This window comes from Variovorax beijingensis, from assembly GCF_007828835.1.
In the GTDB taxonomy this organism is placed as follows: domain Bacteria; phylum Pseudomonadota; class Gammaproteobacteria; order Burkholderiales; family Burkholderiaceae_C; genus Variovorax; species Variovorax beijingensis_A.
The window spans coordinates 413,386-435,708 of sequence record NZ_VIVL01000005.1 but is presented as its reverse complement, the minus strand read 5'-3'; the positions used below and the strand labels follow the sequence as shown (position 1 = coordinate 435,708).

The window sequence follows — 22,323 nt, the reverse complement described above, 5'->3', positions numbered from 1 at the left end:
GCTGCCCTGGAACATCGAGCTCGTCGAACCGTAGACCTCTGCGCGCGCATCGATTCCGGCGCCGCGCGCAAGGGCGTGGTTTATTGAGCGCTTACGAACGTTCGGCCGGTTTGGAGTATGCAGAGAAGAGCGACCATGCGATTTCAGCCTCATCGCGCAAGCGCCATCCGCCGCGGAACGCATTCGGAAAAAAGAAGCGGCTGTAGCAAATGCCGCTTCCGTGGGGAAACTGATGACGTTTGGGGTTGTCATACGCTTCGAATGAGTCCCTTAGTTCATCGAGATTAGACAGGCCTCTAAACGCATGGCGAGAGATGAGATAGCGACCGGTCAAATCAGATCGATTGCGCCGCAGAAATCCGACCTTTACACGATTCTCGAGATTGGGATGCGCGAAGACGATCGTCACGCACACGACATTTCGTTTGCGCCAGTCGTTGGTCAGGTCTCGCATCCACTCATACTCGCACTCGCCCCAGTTTTGACCTTCATCGACAAAGAGGATTGCGCGGTCGCTGAGCACCGTCCGGCAGTTCGCTATGACGTGGTTGAGCAACTGGTTGCGTCGCTCGGCCATCCTGACATTTGGACCCGGTGTTTGATCGAGATCCGTCAGGAGATCGCCGTAGAAAATTTTCTCGTTCTGACGTTGGTGTGTCTTAGCAATGAGATCGAAGACGGGAACACCGGGGAAAGTTTGAGGCATCACCGACTCGATCATCTCTATGGTCGTGGTCTTCCCCATCCGCGGCTCCCCGAGAAAATAGGTTCCGGGATCGCGGTGCAATACGGCGGCTCTCACAGCGCGTTCCGCCTCGACAACAGGCGCGGTGGCAATCTGAACGGCATTGCAGACCACGGGGTGTGCTGCGTACATCGAGTCTCGCTCGGGCCCCGGAAGTAGGAGGTTTTCGTGCATTTGATCTCCTCGGTGGTAGGTCGTCTCGAATTACTCGATTTCCCATGTCGGCGCTGGCATGCTGGGAGGTAGCGTTCTCACCGCCGGGCGAATCGACGATCGCCGGGACGTGGCAACTTGAGGATCCGCTAACTGCGCATCAGTCCGGTGCAGCGCGTCTGCTAGCTTCGTGGCGTCGCGAGAGATCTTCTTCGAGGATTTTTTCCTGCCACGGGTCGCCGCCTCGCGCAGACCGTCAACGTGCGCGTCCAAGGGGTTGAACAGGTTCTCGGCATCTCGAATGTTGGCGTTGATTGCCTTCACCAGATCGCGAGGAACCTTGTTCTGTCTGCGCCATTCGGAGTCTATGGGGCGAAGGGTTCCAAGCGGGAGGCCAGTTTCCAGGTACGCCTCGACGCTGCTCATATCCGTTTCGTTGATATGAACAATTACGCTGCCCCCCACTAAATCGAACTTGCCGGAGAGCGAGTCCCCGGTGTATCTGGCCTGATCTATCTCGATGTATGGCCGCCTTCCGAGCTTCAAATCTCCTCGTACGATTCGCGATTCGACTGTGACACCGAGTTGCGGAGTGAACGCAGTGATTGGGACGCTAGGACGCTCTACGAATGTTCGGCTCGCAGGGGAAAGGTGCTTGGCGAGCACGTCCAGTGGTTTCTGTCCGCCGAGAGCTGTGTGCGGCGTGGCGTTGTAGTTCGCGATACACACATCGATACGCTGCAGCACTTCTTCCCAGACGATGCATTTAGCAATCGCGTTTTCAGAGGCATTGCCTCGCAGTGGATCATGGATATTCGATCCAGTCGATGACGGAAGGCTTTGGATGCCACCTCCCTCAAATGTCTTAAGAAGCGTTCCACTTCCGAATTTCGCCACCATGCCCCCACTTGCCCCCAGCGGATCGTGCACCCCATCGCGCGACGCATACTGTCAACGATGCGGTTGGCGAAGTGTTGCGCGGCGTTGTCCATCGTGAGGCAAGCGAACCGACATGCGCTGAGCCCGGGGACGGTGCCGACAGGCAGTCCAGCGCCCACTTTGTAAGAGACGTCTTGTACTGTCAGCTTGAGAGGTGCCCATTCAGTGAGGCAGTTCTTGATGGCCAACTCCACATGCGCCGCGTTGATCTCGGTACAGATCCCGATTGAATAACCCACGACTGCCTTCGAGCACCCCGAATCCACTGCGACGCAAACCCAGATCCGCTCGATAGGAATTGTCTGCCTGCCTGCTGGCCCGGGGACGTCGATAGTCCCTACACAATGGATTTTGTGAGCATCAAAGCCGACGACGTCAAAGGGCGCCTCGCCGAGATGAAAGGACTTGTGGCCCGTCCCCAGGCGAAGTCGCTGCGCTGCATCGGCCCCGTACCATGTCTCAACACATGAAAGATGTCGTTCCCGGTACGCCTTGATGTAACGCTCAACTGAACGCCGCCCCTTGCTTCGGGAGTTCAACGGGTAGCAGTCCGGCCCCACATAGCACCGGCAGAGCTGTACGAATCCGTCAAAAATCTTGAAGGATTGCGGGTGTGCTGAGCCCCCTTTCTCTGAACCTCCGCGCTCGATACGCCGGTCGAGTTCCTGATGCAATTCAGGATGTTCCGCAAGAAACGCGTCAAATGCGCCGCTGCTCCCCGAGGCACCGATCGCGCGGCCTCGTGGCAGGGCCTTGTTCCTCACGTATTTTTTTGTTCTGAGGTGTGGAAGCAGCGCCCGAAAGCCAAAAATTCGGCCATCACCTGCGATTTTGAGGCATCTATTGAATGAATCAAGCAGTGTGGACCCAGAGCACCTAGCAATTCTGGCGGCCGATTTTAGGCTTCCATCCTCCAGATATCGGCGAATCCCTTTTGCTTTTCGATGAAAGATTTCACGTTCATTTTCTGTCAGCAGCGTGACGTCGCAAACTGGCCAGACATCTACATCTCGCGAGTGGAAAGGGCATGTGCGGAAGGTGATACGCGTTTTCATGTCTCTTCCTTCCGCTGAAAAAACAGGGAATGCGGAGATAACGGCGCTCGTTCTAAATCGCTCTCGACAGTTCCTTTTTGCACCTCCCTGAATAGCGCCGCAGCAAACAACCCCGCCCGATCTTTCTCGCCAATCGTCAACATCTCTTCAAACCGGACTTGCTTTCGCCTCCTGATTAATGCAAGCACTGCCTGTCCTTCTTTGCCCAAGCTCAACTCTCGCGCCTGCGCTATCCAGGCGACAATGCGATTCCAATTTCTTATTCTGACGGGGTTGAGATATATTTCCTTTTCTGTAAGAACTTGGAAATTGTCCGCCACCCCGTCTGCCATTTTTTTTAGGAATTGCCAAGTTTCACAAGCATATTCCCTTTCGTTTATCTCACGATGTTTTAAGTATTTGATTTCCCGCCAGGTCACAGTCCCATCGATGTCGACTACTTCCACATCCACAGCCGTCGCAATGCTCTCCCCACACAACCGTGCAACCCTCTCTGCGGGGGCGTAGTCGACCCGAGCCACGCGAGGGTCAGATTCCACTAGAAGAAAGTGTGCGTACTCGAGACTGCTCCGAAGCACAACGTCCGCGTCTGCTCGAGGGCTGTAGGTGTAAATCAGATCGTTCGCTTGATGCCTTCTGGCATGGAACTGGTCTGACAGGACACCGCGCAACTGCGTCCCAAGTCTTCCACTTGGCGCGCGAGGTCTTGGTTGTGGCATGGCAGCAAAAGAAGGCTGCTCGGCCGTTTCAAAAAGACATGAAAAAGGATCCCCACGCCTTGACTACGTGCTTTTCTGCGCGTATTGTCGAGGCTGAAATTTCTGCAAGGACTTTTCAGAGCTTCGGCTGCTAGAACAGCCGGAGCTCATTTTCTTTGAGCAACGGTGCGGGATGGCCTCCAAGAACAGTTGAACAAGCTTGCCATTCAAGCGAAGTTTGCTTGAGAAATCAACCTTTGCTCTCCTTCCGAGAGGACCTTGCCGCGTATGGCCCGGCGAAGAATCCCCTAAGATTGTCATTTAACTTGGCTTGGCAGTTGACATTAGAATTGGCAAATAAATTGCCAGTTGGGTTGTCGCTTGGGTTAAAATATCGCCGATAGTTGGGGCGTTTCGCCGCTGTTTTCATTTGTGCGATCTTTTCTTTTGAGTCTTTCGCACAGCGCAAACAAGCGAGAGATAAAACATCCGAATAGATGCGTTGCGCCTTGATTCGATCGATTCATCTGCGCTGCCGATCATTGCGGCAAAAAACAGAAATCGCGTCGCGCGCGGCAAATTTGAGACTCCTTGTCGCGATCGGAGCGACAGAACCGGCGAAGCGCGGCTCTAAGTCCTTGAATGAGCGTGTTCTTCGCTCTTGGCTGGCGGTGTGAGATGCTGTCGGCTGACTCGTTTGAATCCATGTGGTTCTAGTAATTCCTTTGACATCAACCCAACTCGCGCCCCTGCTTTCTGGGAGGTTCGCCTGCGGCGACGAAAAACTACCGACGTTTCCACAAAAACTGTGGACCGTCGGACCATAAACACAAGACGGGCACAGCTTTCACAACGGCCGTTCAGATGATAGAATTGATGCTACATTGCATCACAATGGATTCCGCCCTATCATGCGTACCACTGTCACCATCGAAGATTCTCTTTTCGAGAAAGCTCTGGAAATGGCCGATCCCGACATGGACAAAACGGAAATTTTTCGGGAAGCCTTCCGCACGTTCGTGCGTGTTCAGGCGGGCAAGCGCCTCATTGCGCTCGGAGGGGCGGCGCCCGACATCAAGGACGTGCCGCGTCGTCGGAGCGACCCTGTCTCGTCATGAGCGTGCTCGTAGACACGTCTGTTTGGGTCGACCATTTCCGCAGCGGCAACGCCGCACTCGCGCACCTGGTCGGCTCGGATCTCGCCTTGACCCATCCGCTGGTGATCGTTGAGCTGGCCTGTGGCACTCCACCTTCTCCGCGGGAGCACACCCTTGGCAGTCTGAGCCTGCTGAGGACATGCAATCAAGCAACGCTGGATGAGGTGCGGGAACTGATCGAGCGCGAAAAACTGTACGGGCTCGGGTGCGGATTCGTCGACATGGCGCTACTCGCATCGACCCTCATCACTCCTGGCGCACGGCTATGGACCCTGGATCGGCGCCTGTCGGAACTGGCGCAGCGCTTCAAGGTCGCTCATGGCATCCACTGAAGCCCCAGACATGGATCAGCTCCCTGAAAGGCTGTCGAATCGGTCCTTGATGCCTCTCAAGCGCGATCACGCGCTTCTAGACCCCGGCCAACTTTCACAGATGGCTGAGGAAGCTGCGCACGAATTAATGGCCGAAGGCGAGTCCAACAACACGCGCGCCTCGTACAAGGCGGCGATGCGCTACTGGGCTGCTAGGAGCGAACGGAACGCTTGTCCTTTGACCTATTGAGCCTTCACAACTAGCACCACGCCATCGCCGATCGATCCGTCAGGTGTTGCCCCTCATGCACGGCACCTCGGCCACGCCTAGACGTTGGAAGAATCGAGCCACAAGGGGGGCCTCTCGCGCTCAGCACTGCAGCACATCGCCGTTACTGAAGCTGAGGTGTAGCCGCCCCGACTTCTGCCGCAATGCCGTCCTTCCAGGGACCGTTGGCTTGGACAACGAGAAAACGGGGTCCCCAATGAAGCGCACGACAAGCTTCAGCTGTTTGGTACACATCACAATCGCAGGCGCATCTGCTGGTCGACAGCATGCAGAACCTGGCGCTCAGCCCGCCACCGATGCCGCCCGTCCGGGCAGCGGCAGGCGCAGCGTCAGGCCCAGCGTGCCGCCCGCGTGCGGCGCCGCATAGATGCGCCCGCCGTGGCGGCTGGCAATGCGCTCGCACACCCGCGCACTGGCATGGCCGACGGCCTGGGTCGCCTCGAGAAAGCGTGCCAGCGGCGGGCTCGGGTCGGAGGCATCGAGATCCCTCCAATGCACGACGGTCTGGCCGCTTTCCATCCGCGCCGAGACCTGCAGCGTGGCCCCGGGGGACATCACCCTTGCCGCATACCCTGCGACCTTGGAAATCAGTTCCTCCAGTTCGGCTTCGATGCCGAACACAGGCACCACCTCGTGCGGAACCCGGATGTCGAAGCGGATGGGCCAGCCGGACGCGCCTTCGGAGCCTTCGAGACTCCGCAGCGACGCAAGAAGCGGCCGGAGGTCCTGCATGCTGCTCTCGCGCATCTTCTGCTGCGCTTCGCGCCGGGCCTGCGCGGCCATTTCGCGCGCTTGCGCGCCGGCCTTGAGGTTGGAAACGAGCAGGGAGGCGATGAAGGCCAGTACCGCGGCCAGGCCGAGTGCAACGACGATGGCAATGGCCAGGCCCAGATGGCTTGAATACATGGCTCGTGCGCCTTCAACGCCCCTGCGACGGCCGGAACTCCAGCGCACCGCCGGGACCGCGTTCGCAAGTCCCCGACAAGCTGTCGGCGCGAGGACCCGGAAGCACCGGGCGCGCGCCTTCGGCCTGGCCGGCGCACACATCCCATGCGGCCATTGGCGGCCTTGGCGGCGCTTCGCCGCGAAAACCCGGATGCCCGCTCCAGCCAGGCGGCGGGCCATGGGGCGGCGGTGGCGCAAGCATGATGCAGCCGGACAGGCCGACAGCGGCGAGCAAGCCCGCCAGGTGATGGATTCTGGTCATTTGAAACTCATGAACAAGGTCACGGGCGCATGCAGCGGGGCTGCGCACTGCGCTGCCCCGCCGCACACGGCCTGTCGTCAGAACGCGTGCCGGATGCCGAAGTCGTAGCCCGTGGACGAGCGCGGCAGGCCCGTGTAGCTGACGCCGGCACTGCCGTAGCCCGTGGTGCTCGCGGCGCTCAGGCTGCCGGTGTAGGCCGCATCGTTGCGGTTGTTCACGCGCGCCACCGTCGCGTACAGGGCTGTGCGCTTCGACAGGTTGTGCACATAGCCGATGGCCAGCTTCTGCGCGCGCGGATCTTCGCCCGAGATGCCGACGGCGCCTTCGTTGTAGCGCACGGTGGAGTACGACGCGCGGATCAGGCCCGCGCCCACCGGCATGCTCGCGCCGATCAGGTAGCCGTTGTAGCTGTCGTGGCTGTTGCCGGCGGCGAGATCGAACTTGTTCTTCACGTTCGAGAGTTCGCCGAACAGCTTGACGGGACCGAAGTCGTACGACGCGCCGAGGTTGATGGTCTGCACCTTGCGGGTCAGCGAAGTGGTGTCCACGGCGACGTTCTCGCCCATCGACAGCGCCACGTCGAGCGGCCCGTTCGCATAGCCGAAGCGGCCGCCGACATAGCGGCCCGCGCTGCTGCTGGTTGCGGCCGTGGTGTCGGTGGCGCTGGTCTTGGTGTTCTCGTTCAGGCTGTACTGCAGCTGGCCGTAGAAGCCGCCGAGGTTCGGCGGCAGGAAATAGCCGACCATGTTGCTGGCACGCGCGTAATTGGCGTTGTTCAGGCCGGTGCTGCCGCTCACGGTGTTGATCACGCTGGAGCCCGAGCCGTTGGTGCCGAACGGATCGAAGACCGTGTCGTTCCAGAAGGTGGCGGTGTAGTCGCGGCCCAGCCGCAACTCGCCGAAGCCGCCCGAAAGGCTCACGGTGGAACGGCGGTTGAAGGTGGAGATGCCGGTGGCGCCGTCGTCGTTGGTGATCGGCGCTTCGAGCCAGAAGCTGGCGGCCAGCCCCCCGCCCAGGTCTTCCGTGCCACGGAAGCCGATGCGGCTGGAGTTGTAGCCGGAGTTGGCGAGGCTCCACTTGCTTTGCTTCGAGCTCAGGCCCGTGGCCGCGTCGCGCGAGGTGGCCGACTGGTAGGTCACGCCGGCATCGATGACGCCGAACAACGTGACGGACGATTGGGCAGAGGCCAGGCCGGCAACGGCCAGCGCGGCGAGTGCCGTGAGGGGTTTCTTCATTCAGGTTTCTCCGGTTTTCAGCAGCTCTTCATCGAGCAGCTGAACGGATGGTCCCGTTCAAATTTGGAGGAATCTGGTCGACGCGGCCTGCTTTGCATCGACTGTTGTTTGTGCGCACGCCCAAACCCCTCGGCCGTGCATGGCCTCGTACCAGAAATCTCCCAAATGGCACGCAATGCTCGGCACCCGAAGGAGCCCGACATGACCATTGCATTGCAGAACACCATCGCAGCCTCGCTGGGTGTGCAGCAGCTCGCCAGCGCATTCAGCCCGGCCTTTTCCCATTTGCGCATTCTTCGCAACCTGATCATCCCGATGCCTGAGGGGAGTGCGGTGCGCACTGCCCAGATCGATGCGGTGCTGGTGTGCGAAACCGGCGTCTACCTGTTCGAGATCAAGGCCTGGCGCAATGCCTTCGTCTACCGCAAGAAGTCGGAACAGGCACCGCCGCGCTGGTTCCTGCGCCTGCAGGGCTGCAGCCGGGCACGCGAAGTGAAGGACCCCGCATGGCAGGGCGGCCGCAAGACCACGCAGCTGCGAAGCCTGCTGAGCGACGACCTGCGGCTGCAGTATTTCGTGCTGCTGCCCTGCGAGGGCGTCGAGCTCGAAGGCGTGATGCCCGCCGCCGTGATCACGCAGCAGGACCTGCCCTACATTGCGCGCCTGGTACGCAACAACGGCCGCACCGCGCGCACCTATCCGCTGCTGGATGCCGACGCCATCGACCGCACCGCACAGCGGCTGCTCGACATCCAGGGCCGCCTCTCGCTCGACGACCACATGCAGAACTGCCGCGAGAGAAGCGCGCAGATCTCCACGCGCTGGAACGGCACGGGGGCCGCCGGCATCGGACTGCAGTAGCGGCGCTCGGGCACGCCCCCTCAGGACGCAGGGCGTCCCAGATTTCTCCGACTTTGGCAAGGACCATGCGGCGATGAGTCCTTCCAAGTCCGCCTCCGCCCTTGCCGCAATGTTCATCTCGATTGCATGCGCTCCCGCCTGGGCCACCGATCCGTTCACCGTCAGGGACATCCGGCTCGAGGGCCTGCAGCGCGTGGAGCCCGGGACGGTCTTTGCCACGCTCGGCATCAAGGCGGGCGACACCTACAGCGACGACCGCGGCAGCGCGGCCATCCGATCGCTGTTCGAGCTCGGCCTCTTCAAGGACGTGCGCATCGACGTTAACGCCAGCGTGCTGGTGGTGATCGTCGAGGAGCGCCCCTCGATTGCCGACGTGGACTTCGTCGGCACCAAGGAGTTCGACAAGGCCGCGCTGCAGAAGGCGCTGCGCGGCGTGGGCCTGGCCGAGGGCCAGCCCTACGACAAGGCACTGGCCGACCGCGCGGAGCAGGAGCTCAAGCGGCAGTACATCGGCCGCAGCCTCTACAGCGCCCAGGTCGTCACCACCGTGACGCCGCTGGAGCGCAACCGCGTCAACCTGACCTTCACCGTGACCGAGGGCGAGTCCGCGCGCATCAAGGAAGTGCGCGTGGACGGCAACCAGGCCTTCGGCGAAAGCACCCTGCTCGACCTGTTCGACCAGGACAGCGGCGGCTGGCTGAGCTGGTACACCAAGTCGAACCAGTATTCGCGCAGCAAGCTCGACGGCGACCTGGAGACGCTGCGCTCCTTCTACATCACGCGCGGCTATCTCGAGTTCCGCATCGATTCCACGCAGGTCGCCATTTCGCCGGACCGGGAGGCGCTCACGCTCACGGTCAACATCACCGAAGGGCAGAAGTTCGTGGTGGCCGGCGTCAAGCTCTCGGGCAATTACCTGGGCCGCGAAGACGAGTTCAAGTCGCTCGTGGCGATCCGCCCGGGCCAGCCCTACAACGGCGAAGACGTGAGCGCCACCACCAAGGCCTTCACCGACTATTTCGGCACCTTCGGCTATGCCTTCGCACGCGTCAAGGCAGAGCCCGAGATCGACCGCGACAACAACCGCGTCACGCTGGTGCTGCGGGCGGAGCCATCGCGGCGCGCCTACGTGCGGCGCCTGAACATCGGAGGCAACGCAAGAACGCGCGACGAAGTCATCCGCCGCGAGTTCCGGCAGTACGAGGGCGCCTGGTACGACGGCAACAAGATCAAGCTCTCGCGCGACCGCGTGGACCGCCTCGGCTTCTTCACCGACGTGAATGTCGAAACCACCGAGGTGCCGGGGTCCCCCGACCTGGTCGACCTGGCGGTCAACGTGACCGAGAAGCCCACTGGTTCGCTGCAGCTCGGTGCAGGGTACTCGTCGACCGACAAGGTCTCGCTGAGCTTCGGCATCACGCAGGAGAACGTATTCGGCACGGGCAACTACCTGGGCCTGCAGGTCAACACGAGCTCGTACAACCGCACCATCTCCCTCACCGCCACCGACCCGTACTTCACGCCAAGCGGCATCTCCCGCACCTTCAACGTGTTCCACAACACCACCCGTCCCTACTACGAGGCGGACGGCAACTACAAGCTCGCGAGCGACGGCGCCTCGGTGCGCTTCGGGTTGCCGCTCGGGGAGCTGGACACGGTCTACCTCGGCATCGGCGTGGAGCGCTACAGCTTCACGCCGGGCACCAACGGCGCCTACACGCTGGTCGACGGCTCCTACGTCTACACCGGCACGCCGCAGGCCTACCTCGACTACTTCCAGTGCACGGGCACTGCGCCGAGCGTGGTGTGCGCATCGAAGAACATGGTGGGCATTCCCGCGACCATCGGCTGGGCGCGCGACGACCGCGACAGCGCGCTGGTGCCCACCAAGGGACGGCTGCAGAGCGCCAACCTCGAGGTGGGCGTGGGCAGCGAGCTGCGCTACCTGAAGAGCACCTACCAGTACCAGCAGTACTTCGCGCTTTCCAAGCAGTACACGCTGGCGATCAACGGCCAGCTCGGGTATGCCAAGGCGCTGGGCGGCACCGCGTATCCCATCTTCAAGAACTTCTATGCGGGCGGGCTCGGTTCGATCCGCGGCTTCGAGCAGAACTCGCTCGGGCCGACCGATGCGGTCACGGGCGGTGCGCTCGGCGGCACGCGCAAGGCGATCTTCAACATGGAGTTCAGCACGCCCTTCCCGGGCGCGGGCAATGACCGGTCGCTGCGGCTCTACACCTTCCTGGATGCCGGCAACGTGTTCGCGGAGCGCGCCGCAAGCATGACCGATGCCCAGTGGAAGGCGCAGAACCGCCTGCGCGCCTCGGCAGGGGTGGGCATCAGCTGGATTTCTCCGCTCGGCCCGCTGCGCCTGGCCTATGCGGTGCCGCTCGTCTACCAGAAGCTCGACGAAGCCAACGGCATTGCGGCCGACCGGACGCAGCGCTTCCAGTTCCAGATCGGCACCTCGTTCTGAAGCGGGCATCGATCCATGAGCCGCATCCTGCTGGCCGAAAAAGGCCGCGAGATGGCCGCCGCGCTGCTCGAGGGGCTGCAGCGCGCCGGCCACCAGGTGGAGCACATCGCCGACGGTGCGGCTGCGCTCGACCGCATCCTCACGTCACCGCCGGCCCTCACGCTGCTCGACACCGCGCTGCCGCGCCTCGGCGGCCTCCGGGTGCTGGAGAAGGTGCGCTTGCACAGCGACCATCCGATCATCGTGCTGACGGCCCGCGCGCGCGAGGCCGACTGCCTGCGCGGCCTCGACCTGGGCGCCGACGACTACGTGTGCAAGCCCTTCTCGCCGCGCGAAGTGGTGGCGCGCGTGAACACGGTGCTGCGCCGGCATGCGCAGCGCCAGCGCAGCGCCATGCCCTCGCCCTCCGTGGCGTTCGGCGGCAGCGCCCACAGCGTGAGGATCGAGGGGCGGCCGCTCGCGCTCACGGGCCGCGAGCTGCACCTGCTGCAGGCGCTCTCGCGCGAGCCGGGCCGGGTGTTTTCACGCTCCGCGCTGCTCGAGGCCGCGTTCGCCGACGCGCTCGACGTCAACGAGCGCGCGGTCGACGGGCACATCAAGAACCTGCGCAGGAAGCTCGCCGCCGCATCCCCGTCGCACGGCTGGATCCGCTCGATCTACGGTGTCGGTTTCGCCTTCGAGGAACGGCCGGTCTGAGACGGCACACAGGCGGTGCGCGGCGGCCGGGCGGCCCGGCTGTCGGTGGCCATGATCGGCGCCAGCGTGGAAAGAGTCGAACTGCCTGCGCGGACCCGGGCGGCTGCGACGCATCCGCCGCTCGCCGCCACCACGACGCCGATCACCAGGCCGCAGCAAGCCAGCAAACCCAGGAGGCGCTGCGACAGCATGAGCCCGCCGTCTTCCGCAGCTTCGGCGCGGGCGTGCCAGACGGCGCTCAATTGCGCCGGGGCCCGAGGGCCCTTGTGCGTGCCTCGCTCCTGAGCGAGAGACCTTAGCATCCGGTGGCCTCGGCTTTGCTGCCCTGTGCCGTCATGGTTTCTCTTTTCCCGCCGCGACGCCGGTCGCGGCCGACCGCGTGGCGCGTGCCTCTGCCCACACGACCAGCAGCGCCCAGACATGCGCCACCGCCCAGAAAAGCGCGGCCAGCAGCAGCAACAGCGTGTCGATGCCGGGGTCGGACCAGAGCTCGGCCCAGGACCACGGCGAGGGGGGCACCGGCGCGCAGTACCCCGGACCCGCCCATGCGAGTGCGGGGACAACAAGGGCCTGCCAGGCCTTCTTCCTCAGGGAGCGTCGATGCGTGAGCGGATTCATGGCACGCATCGTGCGGGTCGATTCGGGAGAAATGTGGGAGAGGCGGCTCTCCCAATTTCCTCCTCGATTCACGGCCATGATCGGCCGCTTCCCATGACGCCTCCCCGCCCCGAACGCATGCCGCAGAATGCGGCCATGCATTTCCCGAGCCCATGCCGCGCCTGACACTGTCCAGGAAGATCTTCCTGGCGCTGGCCGCCTTGCTGATCGTGCTCCTGCTCAGCTTCGCCGGGCTTTCCATCGTGGCGCTGCAGCGCGGCCTCGGCTCCTACGTGGCCGAGATCGAGATCCGGCGCATGGACTGGCTCTCGCAGCTGCTGCTCAAGCACTATGCGGCCAACGGCGACTGGAAGAAGCTGCAGGGCAACGACGATGCCTGGCAGCGGCTGCAGATGGGCCGGCTCGCCGCGGTGCTCGACGGCGCCAGCAATGCCGACGAAAGAAGGCTCCCGCCCTGGTACGAGAACCGCGGGCCGGGCGGAGCCGGCAACGGCCCCGAAAGCGGCGCCGAGAATGGATCTCGGCCGCCTCCTCCGCCTTCTCCCCAGCTCGAGCTGCTGCCCAGGCGCTTTCCACCGCCGCCGCCGCTGGGCTTCTTTCCCGATCCGCGCGAAGCCGCCGATTCGATCTTCCAGCGCCTGGGCGTGGTCGATGCGCACGGCGCGCACGTGGTCGGCGCCAAGGTCGACCCGGAGAATGCCGCGCGCCTGCCGATCCGCCACGGCCGCTCGGTCGTCGGCTACCTGGTGCTCGCGCCGATGCAGGGCCTGGAGAGCGAGGCCGACCGCGCCTTTCTCGCACGCCAGTCCGGCGTGATCGCCCTCACCGGCCTGTGCGGGCTGGCCTTTGCGCTGATGCTGTCGTGGCTGCTGGCGCGCCGCTGGTTCCGGCCGATCGACGAACTCACGCAGGCAGCGCAGGACGTGGCGCGCGGGCGGCTGTCCACGCGCGTGGCCGTGCATGGCTCAGACGAACTCGCCCTGCTCGGCAAGACCTTCAACGACATGGCGCAGCGCCTGGACACGGTGGAGGCCTCGCGCCGCGCCTGGCTGGCCGATGCGGCGCACGAACTGCGCACGCCGCTGGCCGCCATGCGCGCGGAGATCGAGGCCCTGCAGGACGGCGTGCGCAGCTTCGACGAGCGCACCGCGCTGCGGCTGCACCGGCAAGTGATCCGGCTCGGCCAGCTGGTGGACGATCTGCGCAGCAGCATGCGCGAGCCGCAGAGCGACCTGCTCGCGACCACCGTGTTCCCGCTCTCGCTGCTGAAGGAAGCGCTCGACCATACGCGCGACCGCTTCGCCGCGCGCGGCATCACGGTGGACCGCAGCGCCATCGACCGTGTCTCGGCGCGCGCCCAGCCGATGATCGACGGCGACGCGCACCGGCTGCACCAGGTCTTCATGAACCTGCTGGAGAACACGCTCACCTACACCGATGCCGGCGGCCGGCTGTGCATCGGCGTCACGGTCGACGGGGCCTGGACGGGCAACAGCCTGACCCTGCAATTCGACGACAGCGCGCCGGGCGTTCCCGATGCGGAATTGCCGCGCCTGTTCGACCGGCTGTTCCGCGGCGAATCCTCGCGCAGCCGCGAACTCGGCGGCTCGGGGCTCGGCCTGTCGATCTGCCGCGCGGCCATCGAGGTCCATGGCGGCACCATCGATGCCCAGTCCTCCGAGCTCGGCGGGCTGCGCGTGACCATCACCCTTCCGCTTTCCCGGAGCGCAGCGCCATGACCCGCATCGTCATCGTCGAAGACGAGCTCGACATCGCATCGGTGGTGCAGGACTACCTGCGCCACGCCGGCTACGAGACCACGCATTTCGCCGATGGCCAGAGCGCGCTCGACCATCTCATCGCCTCGCCGCCCGAGCTCACGCTGCTCGACATCATGCTGCCGCGCCTCGACGGCATCGAGGTGCTGCGCCGCGCGCGCGCACACACCAGCCATCCGATCATCATGCTCACCGCGCGCATCGAGGAGGTCGACCGCCTGCTCGGGCTGGAGCTGGGTGCCGACGACTACGTCTGCAAGCCTTTTTCCCCGCGCGAACTGGTGGCGCGCGTGCGCGCCGTGCTGCGGCGCACCGAGCCGCCCGCGGCGCGCGGCCAGGCGCGCCAGGGCATGTCCGGCCTGGTACTGGACGACGTGCACTGGCGCGCGTCGCTCGAAGGCACGCCGCTCAATCTCACGCGCCGCGAGTTCGGGCTGCTGCAGGTGCTGTCGCGGCATCCGGGCCGCATCTTCTCGCGCGCCCGCCTGCTCGAGCTGGCCTACGACGACACCATGGACGTGACGGAGCGCGCCATCGACAGCCACGTCAAGAACCTGCGGCGCAAGCTCGGCGCCGTCACGCCCTCGCACGACTGGATCCGCTCGGTCTACGGCGTGGGGTTTGCGTGGGAGGCGCCGGGGCAGGGCTGAGCCTACATCGGGGTTCTGGCCTTAGCGCGGCCCTCTCGCATCTTCGCCATGTCGCTGGGTCGGCCCGCAATGTGCCATTGCACATCTCGCTTCACCCGGCTCTGCACTTCCCGATAGCCCGAATCTGCCCACACCGCGTCCTCTTTGCCGTGCAGCAGATCTCTCACCTGTTCCACGTCCGCCTCGTTGGCCGCCGTGGTCGTCACCGTGTGCACCAGCCCCGAGTCCGTATCCACACCGATGTGCGCCTTCATCCCGACGTGCCACTGGTTGCCTTTCTTCGTCTGGTGCATCTCCGGGTCTCGTTCGCCGCTCTCGTTCTTGGTCGAACTGGGCGCCGCGATGATCGTGGCGTCCACGATGGAGCCTCTCTTCAGAAGCAGCCCCTTCTTGGCCAAGTGGGCGTTGACCTGCTTGAAGATTTCCCCGGCCAGATCGCTGGCCTCCAGCGGGTGGCGGAAGTTCAGGATTGTCGTCTCGTCGGGTCGGGTTAGAAGTCGGTGGAACTCAACACCCGCTCATACCGAAACCAGCGGTAGTTCGATCGCAATGCAAAGCCCCCAGCTGCGATGCCGAGGCCGTGATGTGCCCTTCATGGGCCTCCACGATATTGCGGCAGATCGCCAGTCCCAGCCCACTGCCGCCCGTCGCCTGATTGCGTGAAGCCTCGACGCGACAGAAGCGTTCGAACAGTTTCTCCATCTTGTCGTCGGGAACACCGGGCGCACTGTCCTCGACGACAACGAGTGCATTCGTGCCGCGCTGGATGCAACGCACTTGAACAACGCCGCCACCGTCCGTGTAGCACAGCGAGTTCTCGAGCAGGTTACCGAACAGCTGGTGCAGGCGCGGCTCGTCGCCGCTGATCATCAGCGGCGCCTGCGTGGTCTCCAGTACCAGATGCAGCGACGCCTCTCCAAGCCGCTGCTGCATGCTGCTGGCCGCCGCCTGCAATACGGTTGCCGCGTCGATGGGGACCCGGCGGTACGCCATCGCACCGACATCGCTCAGCGACAGATCATGCAAGTCATTCACTAGCCTGCCTAGGCGATCGACCTGCACAGGTGCATGGTGTTGGTCGATTGGGCCGTTGGCGAGCGGATCCCGTCCTGGATGGCTTCGAGTTGCACGCGCAACACTGCGAGCGGCGTGCGCAGTTCATGGGAGATGTCCGCCATGAAGCCACGCCGTGCGCGCTCGGTATGTTTCAGCGTCTGCGCCATGCGGTTGAAATCCCTCGCCAGCGCGCCGAGTTCGTCGTTGGCGCCAACCGCGATGCGGGAGGCGTAGTCCCCCGCCGCGACCTGTTGTGTGGCCCGGGCCATCTCGCGAACGCGCCGCAGCAGCGTGCGGGCCAGCACGAAGGTGAGCAAAGCGGCCACCAAGAGCGAGCCCAGGCCGACCAGCGTCAAGGCGGTGAATTGGTGCTCGAGAAAGCACTTGTCATTCTTCGGAAGCACGGCTTCGAACGGCACCGCCGCGACCCAGCCCACAACTCGCCCGCCGACCATGATGGGAACGCGGATCGAATCCGCGTTGACGTCCAGATTGCCGACCACGCGGTGCATCTGCGCATCCAGCAGGCCCACGCGTGCAAGGGCGCCAGCCTGATCGGGAGCCACCACCCGGGACGCCGCATCACCCCCAGTTTCTGGGAGAAAGGGCAGCACCAGGTTCATCCACTCCCGGAGGTCGGAGCGCAGGAAGCCCCAGGTGCCGCGAGTGGCGTCGGCCTGCTCCATGCGAGGAACGATCTCTTCCATCCGCGTCCTGCTCTGCTGGTTGAGGTAGCCCAGGAAGCCACGCTCCATCACGAGCCGCATGGCGATGGCCTGCACCACGACCACGGCAGCGCAGGCCAGCAGAACGAACAGGAAGAGCTTGGCCCGGACGCCGACTTTCATGGGAGCGGGCCTGCTGATCGAGGTGCGCGCACGAGGAGCCTCGCCCCACTTTCATCCTGCCGTCGTGCTGGCCGATGCGTAGCCGCCCAGGAACACCTGCACCGCGCGGCGCGTCGCCTCTCGCAGTTCTCTGCGGGTCAGCGGCCCCTGCATGCCGAGAAGACTCGGCCTGACGGTTTCCGAGTCCAGCAGCGCCGTCAGATGGGCAGCCGCCACGCTGGGGTCGGCCTTGCGCAGCCGGCCCTTGCGCATCTGCTGTCCTCCGGGACGAAGCGCACGCCGATGAAGTTGTCGGCATAGGCACCGCTCGCGATCGCGCCTGTGCGTCGCCAGCCACTTCGCACAAGACCCCGCGGGCCCCCTCCCCTACGCTGGAACCTGTCCACCGCACGCAGGGTGCGGCGCAGGAAACCAGAGCAATGCCGCAGATCGAATCCACCATATCCGCCAGCAACGCGCCCTTCGCGGCGAACCGCGATCACATGCTGGGCCTGCTGAAACGCGTACGCGACTTCGAGCAGCGAACCCGAGCCAGGTCAGCCGCCTCGCGCGAGCGCTTCGAGAAGCGGCAGCAGTTGCTGCCGCGCGAGCGCCTGTCGCTTTTGCTTGATCCCGGCGCGCCGTTCCTCGAGCTGGCCTCCCTCGCAGGGCTCGGCCTGGACACCGCCGATCTCGAAAGGAGCGTGCCCGGCGGCGGCCTGATTGCCGGCATTGGTTTCGTGAGCGGCATCCGCTGCATGGTGCTCGCCTCCGACTCGGGTATCGATGCCGGCGCGTTGCAGCCGATGGGCCTGGACAAGCAACTGCGCATACAGGAGATCGCTCTGGAGAACAGGCTGCCCTACGTGCAGCTGGTGGAAAGTGCCGGCGCCAACCTGATGCAGTACCGTGTCGAGGATTTCGTACGCGGCGGCAACCTGTTCCGCAACCTGGCGCGCATGTCCGCCGACGGCCTTCCGGTGATCACGGTGACCCACGGCTCGTCCACCGCGGGTGGTGCCTACCAGACCGGGCTGTCGGACTACATCATCCTGGTGCGCGGGCGCTCCCGCGCCTTCCTGGCAGGACCGCCGCTGCTGAAGGCCGCCACCGGCGAGATCGCCACCGAGGAGGAGCTCGGCGGCGCCGTGATGCACACCTCGATCTCGGGACTGGGCGACTACCTGGCCGAGGACGACCGCGATGGCCTGCGCATCGCGCGCGACATCCTGGCTCAGATCGACTGGAACCGGGGCATGCCGGCCGAGCGGCCGCGCGCCTTCAAGCCGCCCCGCCATGACACCGAGGAACTGCTGGGCATCATGCCCGCCGACCACAAGCGGCCCGTCGACATGAAGCAGATCATCGCCCGGATCGCCGACGACTCCGACTTCCTCGAGTTCGGAGAGAACTACGGCAGCGCCACCGTCTGCGGGCACTTCAAGCTGGAAGGCTGGCCCGTCGGCGTGATCACCAACAATGGTCCGATCGACCCGGCCGGTGCCTCCAAGGCAACGCATTTCATCCAGGCCTGCTGCCAGTCGCGCACGCCGATCCTGTACCTGAACAACACCACCGGCTTCATGGTGGGCCGCTCCTACGAGGAAGCCGGGATCATCAAGCACGGGTCCAAGATGATCCAGGCGGTCACGAATGCCACCGTGCCGCAGGTCACGATCTACTGCGGTTCTTCCTACGGCGCCGGCAACTACGCGATGTGCGGACGCGGCTTCCACCCGCGGTTCTGCTTCAGCTGGCCCAACGCCAAGACCGCGGTGATGGGAGGCGAACAGGCGGCGCAGACCATGCGCATCGTCGCGGAAGCCGGCATGCGCCGCAAGGGCCAGGTGGACGAGGCCAGGCTGGACGAGATGGCGCAACGGATCGTCGACCGGTTCGACAGCCAGATGAGCGTCTTCACCACCAGCGCCCACCTGCTCGACGACGGTGTGATCGACCCGCGCGATACCCGTGCGGTCCTGGCGAAGGTTCTGGCCGTCTGCCGCGAGGCGGAGGCTCGCCGGCCGCAGAAGATGCAATTCTCGGTCGCGCGTCCCTGAAGGGAGCATCGAATCCCCATGAGCACCATGACGCCGTTCTCCAAGATCCTCGTTGCCAACCGAGGAGAGATTGCGCTGCGCGTCATGCGCAGCGCGAAGATCCTCGGATACCGCACCGTGGCCGTGTACTCTTCAGCTGACGCGCGGGCCGCCCACGTGGCTGCGGCGGACCAGGCCGTCTGCATCGGCGAGCCGCTTCCCGCGCAGTCTTATCTGCGCATCCCCGCCATCATCGATGCGGCGCGTGCGAGCGGTGCCGATGCGGTCCATCCGGGCTACGGATTCCTCGCGGAAAACGAAGACTTCGCCGCGACCTGCCGCGAGTCAGGACTGGTCTTCATCGGCCCGTCGCCGGAAGCGATCCGGGCGATGGGGGACAAGGCCGGCGCCAAGCGGTTGATGATGCAGGCCGGCGTGCCATGCATTCCCGGCTACCAGGGCGAGGACCAGAGCGAGCAGCGCCTGGCCGACGAAGCCGCGTGGCTGGGCTACCCCGTGATGATCAAGGCCACTGCCGGCGGCGGTGGTCGCGGCATGCGGCTGGTGAAGTCGCGTGGCGAATTCGTGGAGTTGCTGCGCAGCGCACAGTCGGAGGCGAAGAATGCCTTCGGCAATGCCACCGTGCTCCTGGAGCGCGCCATCGTGGAGCCGCGCCACATCGAGATCCAGGTGTTCGCCGACCGCCACGGCAACGCGCTGCACCTCGGAGAGCGCGACTGCTCGGTGCAGCGGCGCCACCAGAAGGTGATCGAGGAAGCGCCGTCGCCAGCGGTCGACGCGCAGCTGCGCGCGCGCATGGGGGCCACCGCAGTGGCTGCGGTCAAAGCGATCAGCTACGAGGGCGCGGGGACGCTGGAGTTCCTGCTGGACCGCGATGGCAACTACTATTTCATGGAGATGAACACCCGGCTGCAAGTGGAGCATCCGGTGACCGAGGCGATCACGGGGCTTGACCTCGTGGAGTGGCAACTTCGGGTGGCCGCCGGCGAGCCGCTGCCGCTGGCGCAGGAGGACATCCGATTTCAGGGCCATGCCATCGAGGTGCGCCTGTGCGCAGAGGACGTGCCCGCCGGGTTCATGCCGCAGAGTGGGACGATGCGGCGCTGGCAACCGCCGCATGGGTTGCGCGTCGAGCACGCCCTTGGCGATGGCGCCGTCATTCCGCCCTGCTACGACTCCATGATCGCGAAACTGATCGCCCACGGACGCAGCCGCGACGAAACCCGGCGCAAGCTGCTGCACGGGCTGCAGGACACCGTGGCGCTCGGCGTTCGCACCAACCAGGATTTCCTCGCCCGCTGCCTGGCACATCCCGTGTTCGCGGCCGGCGGTGCCACCACGGCCTTCATTGCGCAGCATGAAGGCGATCTCCTGCCGCCAGAGGAAGCCGCGGGCGCCAGCGCCGCACTCATCGGCGCCTGGCTGCTGTACGAAACCGCGGGCGAGGCCAGGCATGGGGCCGGCAGCCGCAGGCTTGCGCATGGGCTGCCGATCGGGATGCGCTTCTCGCTGGACGGGAGCGATTGCCAGGTCGGCGTGTCCCAGACCCGGGCGCAGGTCTTCACGCTCACGGCGAACGGAGTCGAGCACGTTCTGGAGGCCATCGCCCTCGGCGAGCATGACGCGCGATTCATCCTCGACGGCGTGATGGACAGCACCGTGTTCGACCGTGACGGCAACAGCCTCTGGCTGCGCTATGCAGGGCACCCCCACGCTTTGGAAGACCGCACTCGTTCCGCGCCGGCGCGGCGCGAAGACGGTGGCGGCGACGGCCGGGTGCGCGCATCCATGAACGGACGCGTGATCGCCTTGCATGCTGCACCGGGGGACAAGGTGACGGCGGGCCAGCCCCTGGTGACGCTCGAAGCCATGAAGATGGAGCACGTCCACAACGCCTGCGCCACGGGAACCCTGCTGGCCGTGCACGTGGCCGTTGGCGACCAGGTCGAGGCACAACGCGTCGTGGCTGAGATTCAGGCCGAGGCACAGCCTGGTGAAGGCGCAGCGAAATGAGCGAAGCACCCCATTCGCAGCCCGAGGTAATGCATGAAGTGCGCGGCCACAGCTTCTGGATCACCATCAACCGTCCCGAGAAGCGCCATGCGGCACCGGTGTCATCGCCGGTATGCGGGAAGGCATCCGCCAGGCCTGAGCCGAGGCGGGCATCCGCGCCATCGTGCTCACCGGGGCCGGCCACTTTGCCGCTGGTCGTGCGTATCAAGCCTGCTGCAAAAGGATGCCGCTGGGACAGGAGGCAAGTCGAGCCCCATCAAATCCTCAAAAGGCGCTTCATCAAGAGTGTTGGGTAATCTTGCCGATGTCCCGCTACGGCATATACGAAAGTGTCGTCGCCGATACGCCGATAGACCAGCTTGTGGTGTGAGGTAAAGACGTTTTGATATTCGAAGATGCCAACGGACGAAAGTTCTTGGACGGGCGCCCCAGTCAAGAACCCTGTGTCAACCAGCGCCAGTTTCTCGAAGATCGCGTCTTCGGCCTTGAGCCAGTCGGCTTCGCTCCACTTGTCGAGCATGTATTCCTGAAGCGAGAGCAAGTCCTCCTGGGCATCGGGAAGAATGTAAATGGCCATTACTTGCGGCGTTGGCGAGCCGCGGCCAGTTGCGCGCGGGACTCGGCAACGGAAATTCCTTTGCCCCGCATGCGCTCTTTCTCGCCCAAGGCCATGATTTTCAAGGCAGCGATCAGCGATTCCTTTTCCTGAAACTGCTTGACGCTTTCAATCACCATGCTTGCTTCTCCATTCTGGGTGATGAAGAAGGGTGTGCCATTCATCTCCAGATCTTCGGCGATTTGGGCCGCATGGCTTTTCAGGTAGGAGATGGACTTGATGTTGGAGATGGATGGCATGGCGGTCCTTGAGCGCGTATGGGACCAAATTTAGTACCGAATTTAGTTGGTGTCAAGCGGTGGCAATTCGTGAACTTGTTTGCAGAATTGGTTTTAAGTAATAAACACTGCGCGCGACAGGATGTACTTGAAGCTACATTTTGTAGACCAAGAACCGCCGGCATTTTTGGTCACCGCAAGAGCCGGCAATCGGGGAATCGAATGCCTCTCCTGTTCCTGATGAGGCTGCAGCATGTGCAGCTTCCGGTGCGAGTTGCCGATCCGGAGGAAATCCGGTGTGTCTCGGTGCTGCTGGCCACAGGCCTGATCGAAGCCGAGATCAGGGCGCTCAGGTCGAGCGCGCGATACGCCGCATCACAGGTGGCGACGGTGATCTGCATCACCGAGGACGGCCTGGCCGAGATCGCGAAGATGGGCGACGTCCCGGAACTCGTGAAGACCTCCATGCGGTTCGCCCGGGGATTGCGCCTGATGTGACCGCGGGCGCACCGGCCGCGCTGGGCGCGTCGGCGGCGGTCCGAGCCATAGACATCCCTCGTGCAGCAAGAGATGATGTACGCACAGATATTGGCGGACGTGCTGGGGATACCTCTGCGCGGGCAGGCCAAGTTCTCATAGGTCGGCACCTGCGGCAGAATTTTTCG

At 64.2% G+C, this 22,323-nt stretch carries 22 protein-coding genes and 1 pseudogene; 11 read left to right on the top strand and 12 right to left on the bottom strand.

Features of this window, described 5'->3' with window-relative positions; all coding sequences use genetic code 11:
• Positions 1-91: 91 nt before the first annotated feature.
• The 3 genes from FB547_RS18060 to FB547_RS18050 all read right to left on the bottom strand — a co-directional run bounded on the left by FB547_RS18060 (position 92) and on the right by FB547_RS18050 (position 3,338).
• Positions 92-919, bottom strand: a complete 828-nt coding sequence (locus tag FB547_RS18060; protein WP_145744541.1) for an ATP-binding protein — start codon at positions 917-919, stop codon at positions 92-94.
• 30 nt (positions 920-949) lie between these two features.
• A complete protein-coding gene (locus FB547_RS18055; RefSeq protein WP_145744539.1) occupies positions 950-1,798 on the bottom strand; it encodes a hypothetical protein in 849 nt (282 codons plus the stop codon).
• Between the two features lie 1,090 nt (positions 1,799-2,888).
• Complete coding sequence (locus tag FB547_RS18050; RefSeq protein ID WP_145744537.1) at positions 2,889-3,338, bottom strand: hypothetical protein; 450 nt, start codon at positions 3,336-3,338, stop codon at positions 2,889-2,891.
• Positions 3,339-4,501: 1,163 nt separating this feature from the next.
• On the opposite strand from FB547_RS18050, the gene FB547_RS18045 reads away from it, so the two are divergent.
• Genes FB547_RS18045 through FB547_RS18035 form a run of 3 tightly spaced genes read left to right on the top strand, consistent with a single transcriptional unit; the run spans position 4,502 to position 5,308 of the window.
• Positions 4,502-4,708 carry a type II toxin-antitoxin system VapB family antitoxin gene (locus FB547_RS18045; RefSeq protein ID WP_145744535.1) on the top strand — a complete coding sequence of 69 codons (207 nt, stop codon included), beginning with the start codon at positions 4,502-4,504 and terminating at the stop codon, positions 4,706-4,708.
• On the top strand, positions 4,705-5,079 hold the full coding sequence (locus FB547_RS18040) for a type II toxin-antitoxin system VapC family toxin (protein WP_145744533.1): 375 nt from the start codon (positions 4,705-4,707) through the stop codon (positions 5,077-5,079). Before FB547_RS18045 ends, FB547_RS18040 begins: the two co-directional genes overlap by 4 nt.
• 10 nt (positions 5,080-5,089) lie before the next feature.
• Positions 5,090-5,308, top strand: coding sequence for a hypothetical protein (locus FB547_RS18035; RefSeq protein WP_145744531.1), 219 nt, complete (start codon positions 5,090-5,092; stop codon positions 5,306-5,308).
• 321 nt (positions 5,309-5,629) lie between these two features.
• Here FB547_RS18035 and FB547_RS18030 read toward each other — a convergent pair whose 3' ends face one another.
• On the bottom strand, positions 5,630-6,253 hold the full coding sequence (locus tag FB547_RS18030) for an ATP-binding protein (protein ID WP_145744529.1): 624 nt from the start codon (positions 6,251-6,253) through the stop codon (positions 5,630-5,632).
• Between the two features lie 378 nt (positions 6,254-6,631).
• The gene (locus FB547_RS18020; protein ID WP_145744526.1) at positions 6,632-7,789 is read right to left on the bottom strand and encodes a porin; all 1,158 of its coding nucleotides are present in this window, start codon (positions 7,787-7,789) and stop codon (positions 6,632-6,634) included.
• Between the two features lie 201 nt (positions 7,790-7,990).
• Here FB547_RS18020 and FB547_RS18015 point away from each other — a divergent pair, with 201 nt between their 5' ends.
• The 3 genes from FB547_RS18015 to FB547_RS18005 all read left to right on the top strand — a co-directional run bounded on the left by FB547_RS18015 (position 7,991) and on the right by FB547_RS18005 (position 11,822).
• Entirely contained in the window at positions 7,991-8,650 is a 660-nt protein-coding gene (locus FB547_RS18015; RefSeq protein ID WP_145744524.1) for a nuclease-related domain-containing protein, read from the top strand.
• Between the two features lie 73 nt (positions 8,651-8,723).
• On the top strand, positions 8,724-11,126 hold the full coding sequence (bamA, locus tag FB547_RS18010; protein ID WP_145744522.1) for an outer membrane protein assembly factor BamA: 2,403 nt from the start codon (positions 8,724-8,726) through the stop codon (positions 11,124-11,126).
• 15 nt (positions 11,127-11,141) lie between these two features.
• On the top strand, positions 11,142-11,822 hold the full coding sequence (locus FB547_RS18005; RefSeq protein WP_145744520.1) for a response regulator: 681 nt from the start codon (positions 11,142-11,144) through the stop codon (positions 11,820-11,822).
• Positions 11,823-12,155: 333 nt separating this feature from the next.
• On the opposite strand, the gene FB547_RS17995 is transcribed toward FB547_RS18005, so the two are convergent.
• Positions 12,156-12,440, bottom strand: a complete 285-nt coding sequence (locus FB547_RS17995) for a hypothetical protein (RefSeq protein WP_261380329.1) — start codon at positions 12,438-12,440, stop codon at positions 12,156-12,158.
• Between the two features lie 152 nt (positions 12,441-12,592).
• Here FB547_RS17995 and FB547_RS17990 point away from each other — a divergent pair, with 152 nt between their 5' ends.
• A complete protein-coding gene (locus tag FB547_RS17990) occupies positions 12,593-14,179 on the top strand; it encodes an ATP-binding protein (RefSeq protein ID WP_145744514.1) in 1,587 nt (528 codons plus the stop codon).
• Positions 14,176-14,868: a response regulator gene (locus FB547_RS17985; RefSeq protein ID WP_145744511.1), complete on the top strand. Its 693-nt coding sequence runs from the start codon at positions 14,176-14,178 to the stop codon at positions 14,866-14,868. The genes FB547_RS17990 and FB547_RS17985 overlap by 4 nt, the downstream gene beginning before the upstream one ends.
• Before the next feature lie 29 nt (positions 14,869-14,897).
• Here FB547_RS17985 and FB547_RS17980 read toward each other — a convergent pair.
• The 4 genes and pseudogenes from FB547_RS17980 to FB547_RS17970 form a co-directional block, all read right to left on the bottom strand.
• Positions 14,898-15,353: pseudogene (locus FB547_RS17980) on the bottom strand (IS5 family transposase); the annotation flags it as partial.
• Positions 15,354-15,375: 22 nt separating this feature from the next.
• Positions 15,376-15,903 (bottom strand): ATP-binding protein, encoded by a 528-nt coding sequence (locus FB547_RS33485; protein ID WP_222431244.1) that lies wholly within the window; start codon positions 15,901-15,903, stop codon positions 15,376-15,378.
• 8 nt (positions 15,904-15,911) lie between these two features.
• Positions 15,912-16,772: a HAMP domain-containing protein gene (locus FB547_RS33480; protein WP_222431243.1), complete on the bottom strand. Its 861-nt coding sequence runs from the start codon at positions 16,770-16,772 to the stop codon at positions 15,912-15,914.
• 51 nt (positions 16,773-16,823) lie between these two features.
• On the bottom strand, positions 16,824-17,024 hold the full coding sequence (locus FB547_RS17970) for a TetR/AcrR family transcriptional regulator C-terminal domain-containing protein (RefSeq protein ID WP_261380328.1): 201 nt from the start codon (positions 17,022-17,024) through the stop codon (positions 16,824-16,826).
• 167 nt (positions 17,025-17,191) lie between these two features.
• Here FB547_RS17970 and FB547_RS17965 point away from each other — a divergent pair, with 167 nt between their 5' ends.
• Positions 17,192-18,811 carry an acyl-CoA carboxylase subunit beta gene (locus tag FB547_RS17965; protein WP_145744509.1) on the top strand — a complete coding sequence of 540 codons (1,620 nt, stop codon included), beginning with the start codon at positions 17,192-17,194 and terminating at the stop codon, positions 18,809-18,811.
• An 18-nt stretch (positions 18,812-18,829) separates the two neighbouring features.
• Entirely contained in the window at positions 18,830-20,824 is a 1,995-nt protein-coding gene (locus tag FB547_RS17960; protein WP_145744507.1) for an acetyl/propionyl/methylcrotonyl-CoA carboxylase subunit alpha, read from the top strand.
• A 256-nt stretch (positions 20,825-21,080) separates the two neighbouring features.
• Here FB547_RS17960 and FB547_RS17955 read toward each other — a convergent pair whose 3' ends face one another.
• Together FB547_RS17955 and FB547_RS17950 are read right to left on the bottom strand one after the other, a co-directional pair.
• Positions 21,081-21,401 carry a type II toxin-antitoxin system RelE/ParE family toxin gene (locus FB547_RS17955; protein WP_145744505.1) on the bottom strand — a complete coding sequence of 107 codons (321 nt, stop codon included), beginning with the start codon at positions 21,399-21,401 and terminating at the stop codon, positions 21,081-21,083.
• Positions 21,401-21,679 (bottom strand): type II toxin-antitoxin system Phd/YefM family antitoxin, encoded by a 279-nt coding sequence (locus FB547_RS17950; RefSeq protein ID WP_145744503.1) that lies wholly within the window; start codon positions 21,677-21,679, stop codon positions 21,401-21,403. The genes FB547_RS17955 and FB547_RS17950 overlap by 1 nt, the downstream gene beginning before the upstream one ends.
• Positions 21,680-21,880: 201 nt before the next feature.
• On the opposite strand from FB547_RS17950, the gene FB547_RS17945 reads away from it, so the two are divergent.
• Entirely contained in the window at positions 21,881-22,156 is a 276-nt protein-coding gene (locus FB547_RS17945; RefSeq protein WP_145744501.1) for a hypothetical protein, read from the top strand.
• The last annotated feature ends 167 nt before the right edge of the window (positions 22,157-22,323 follow it).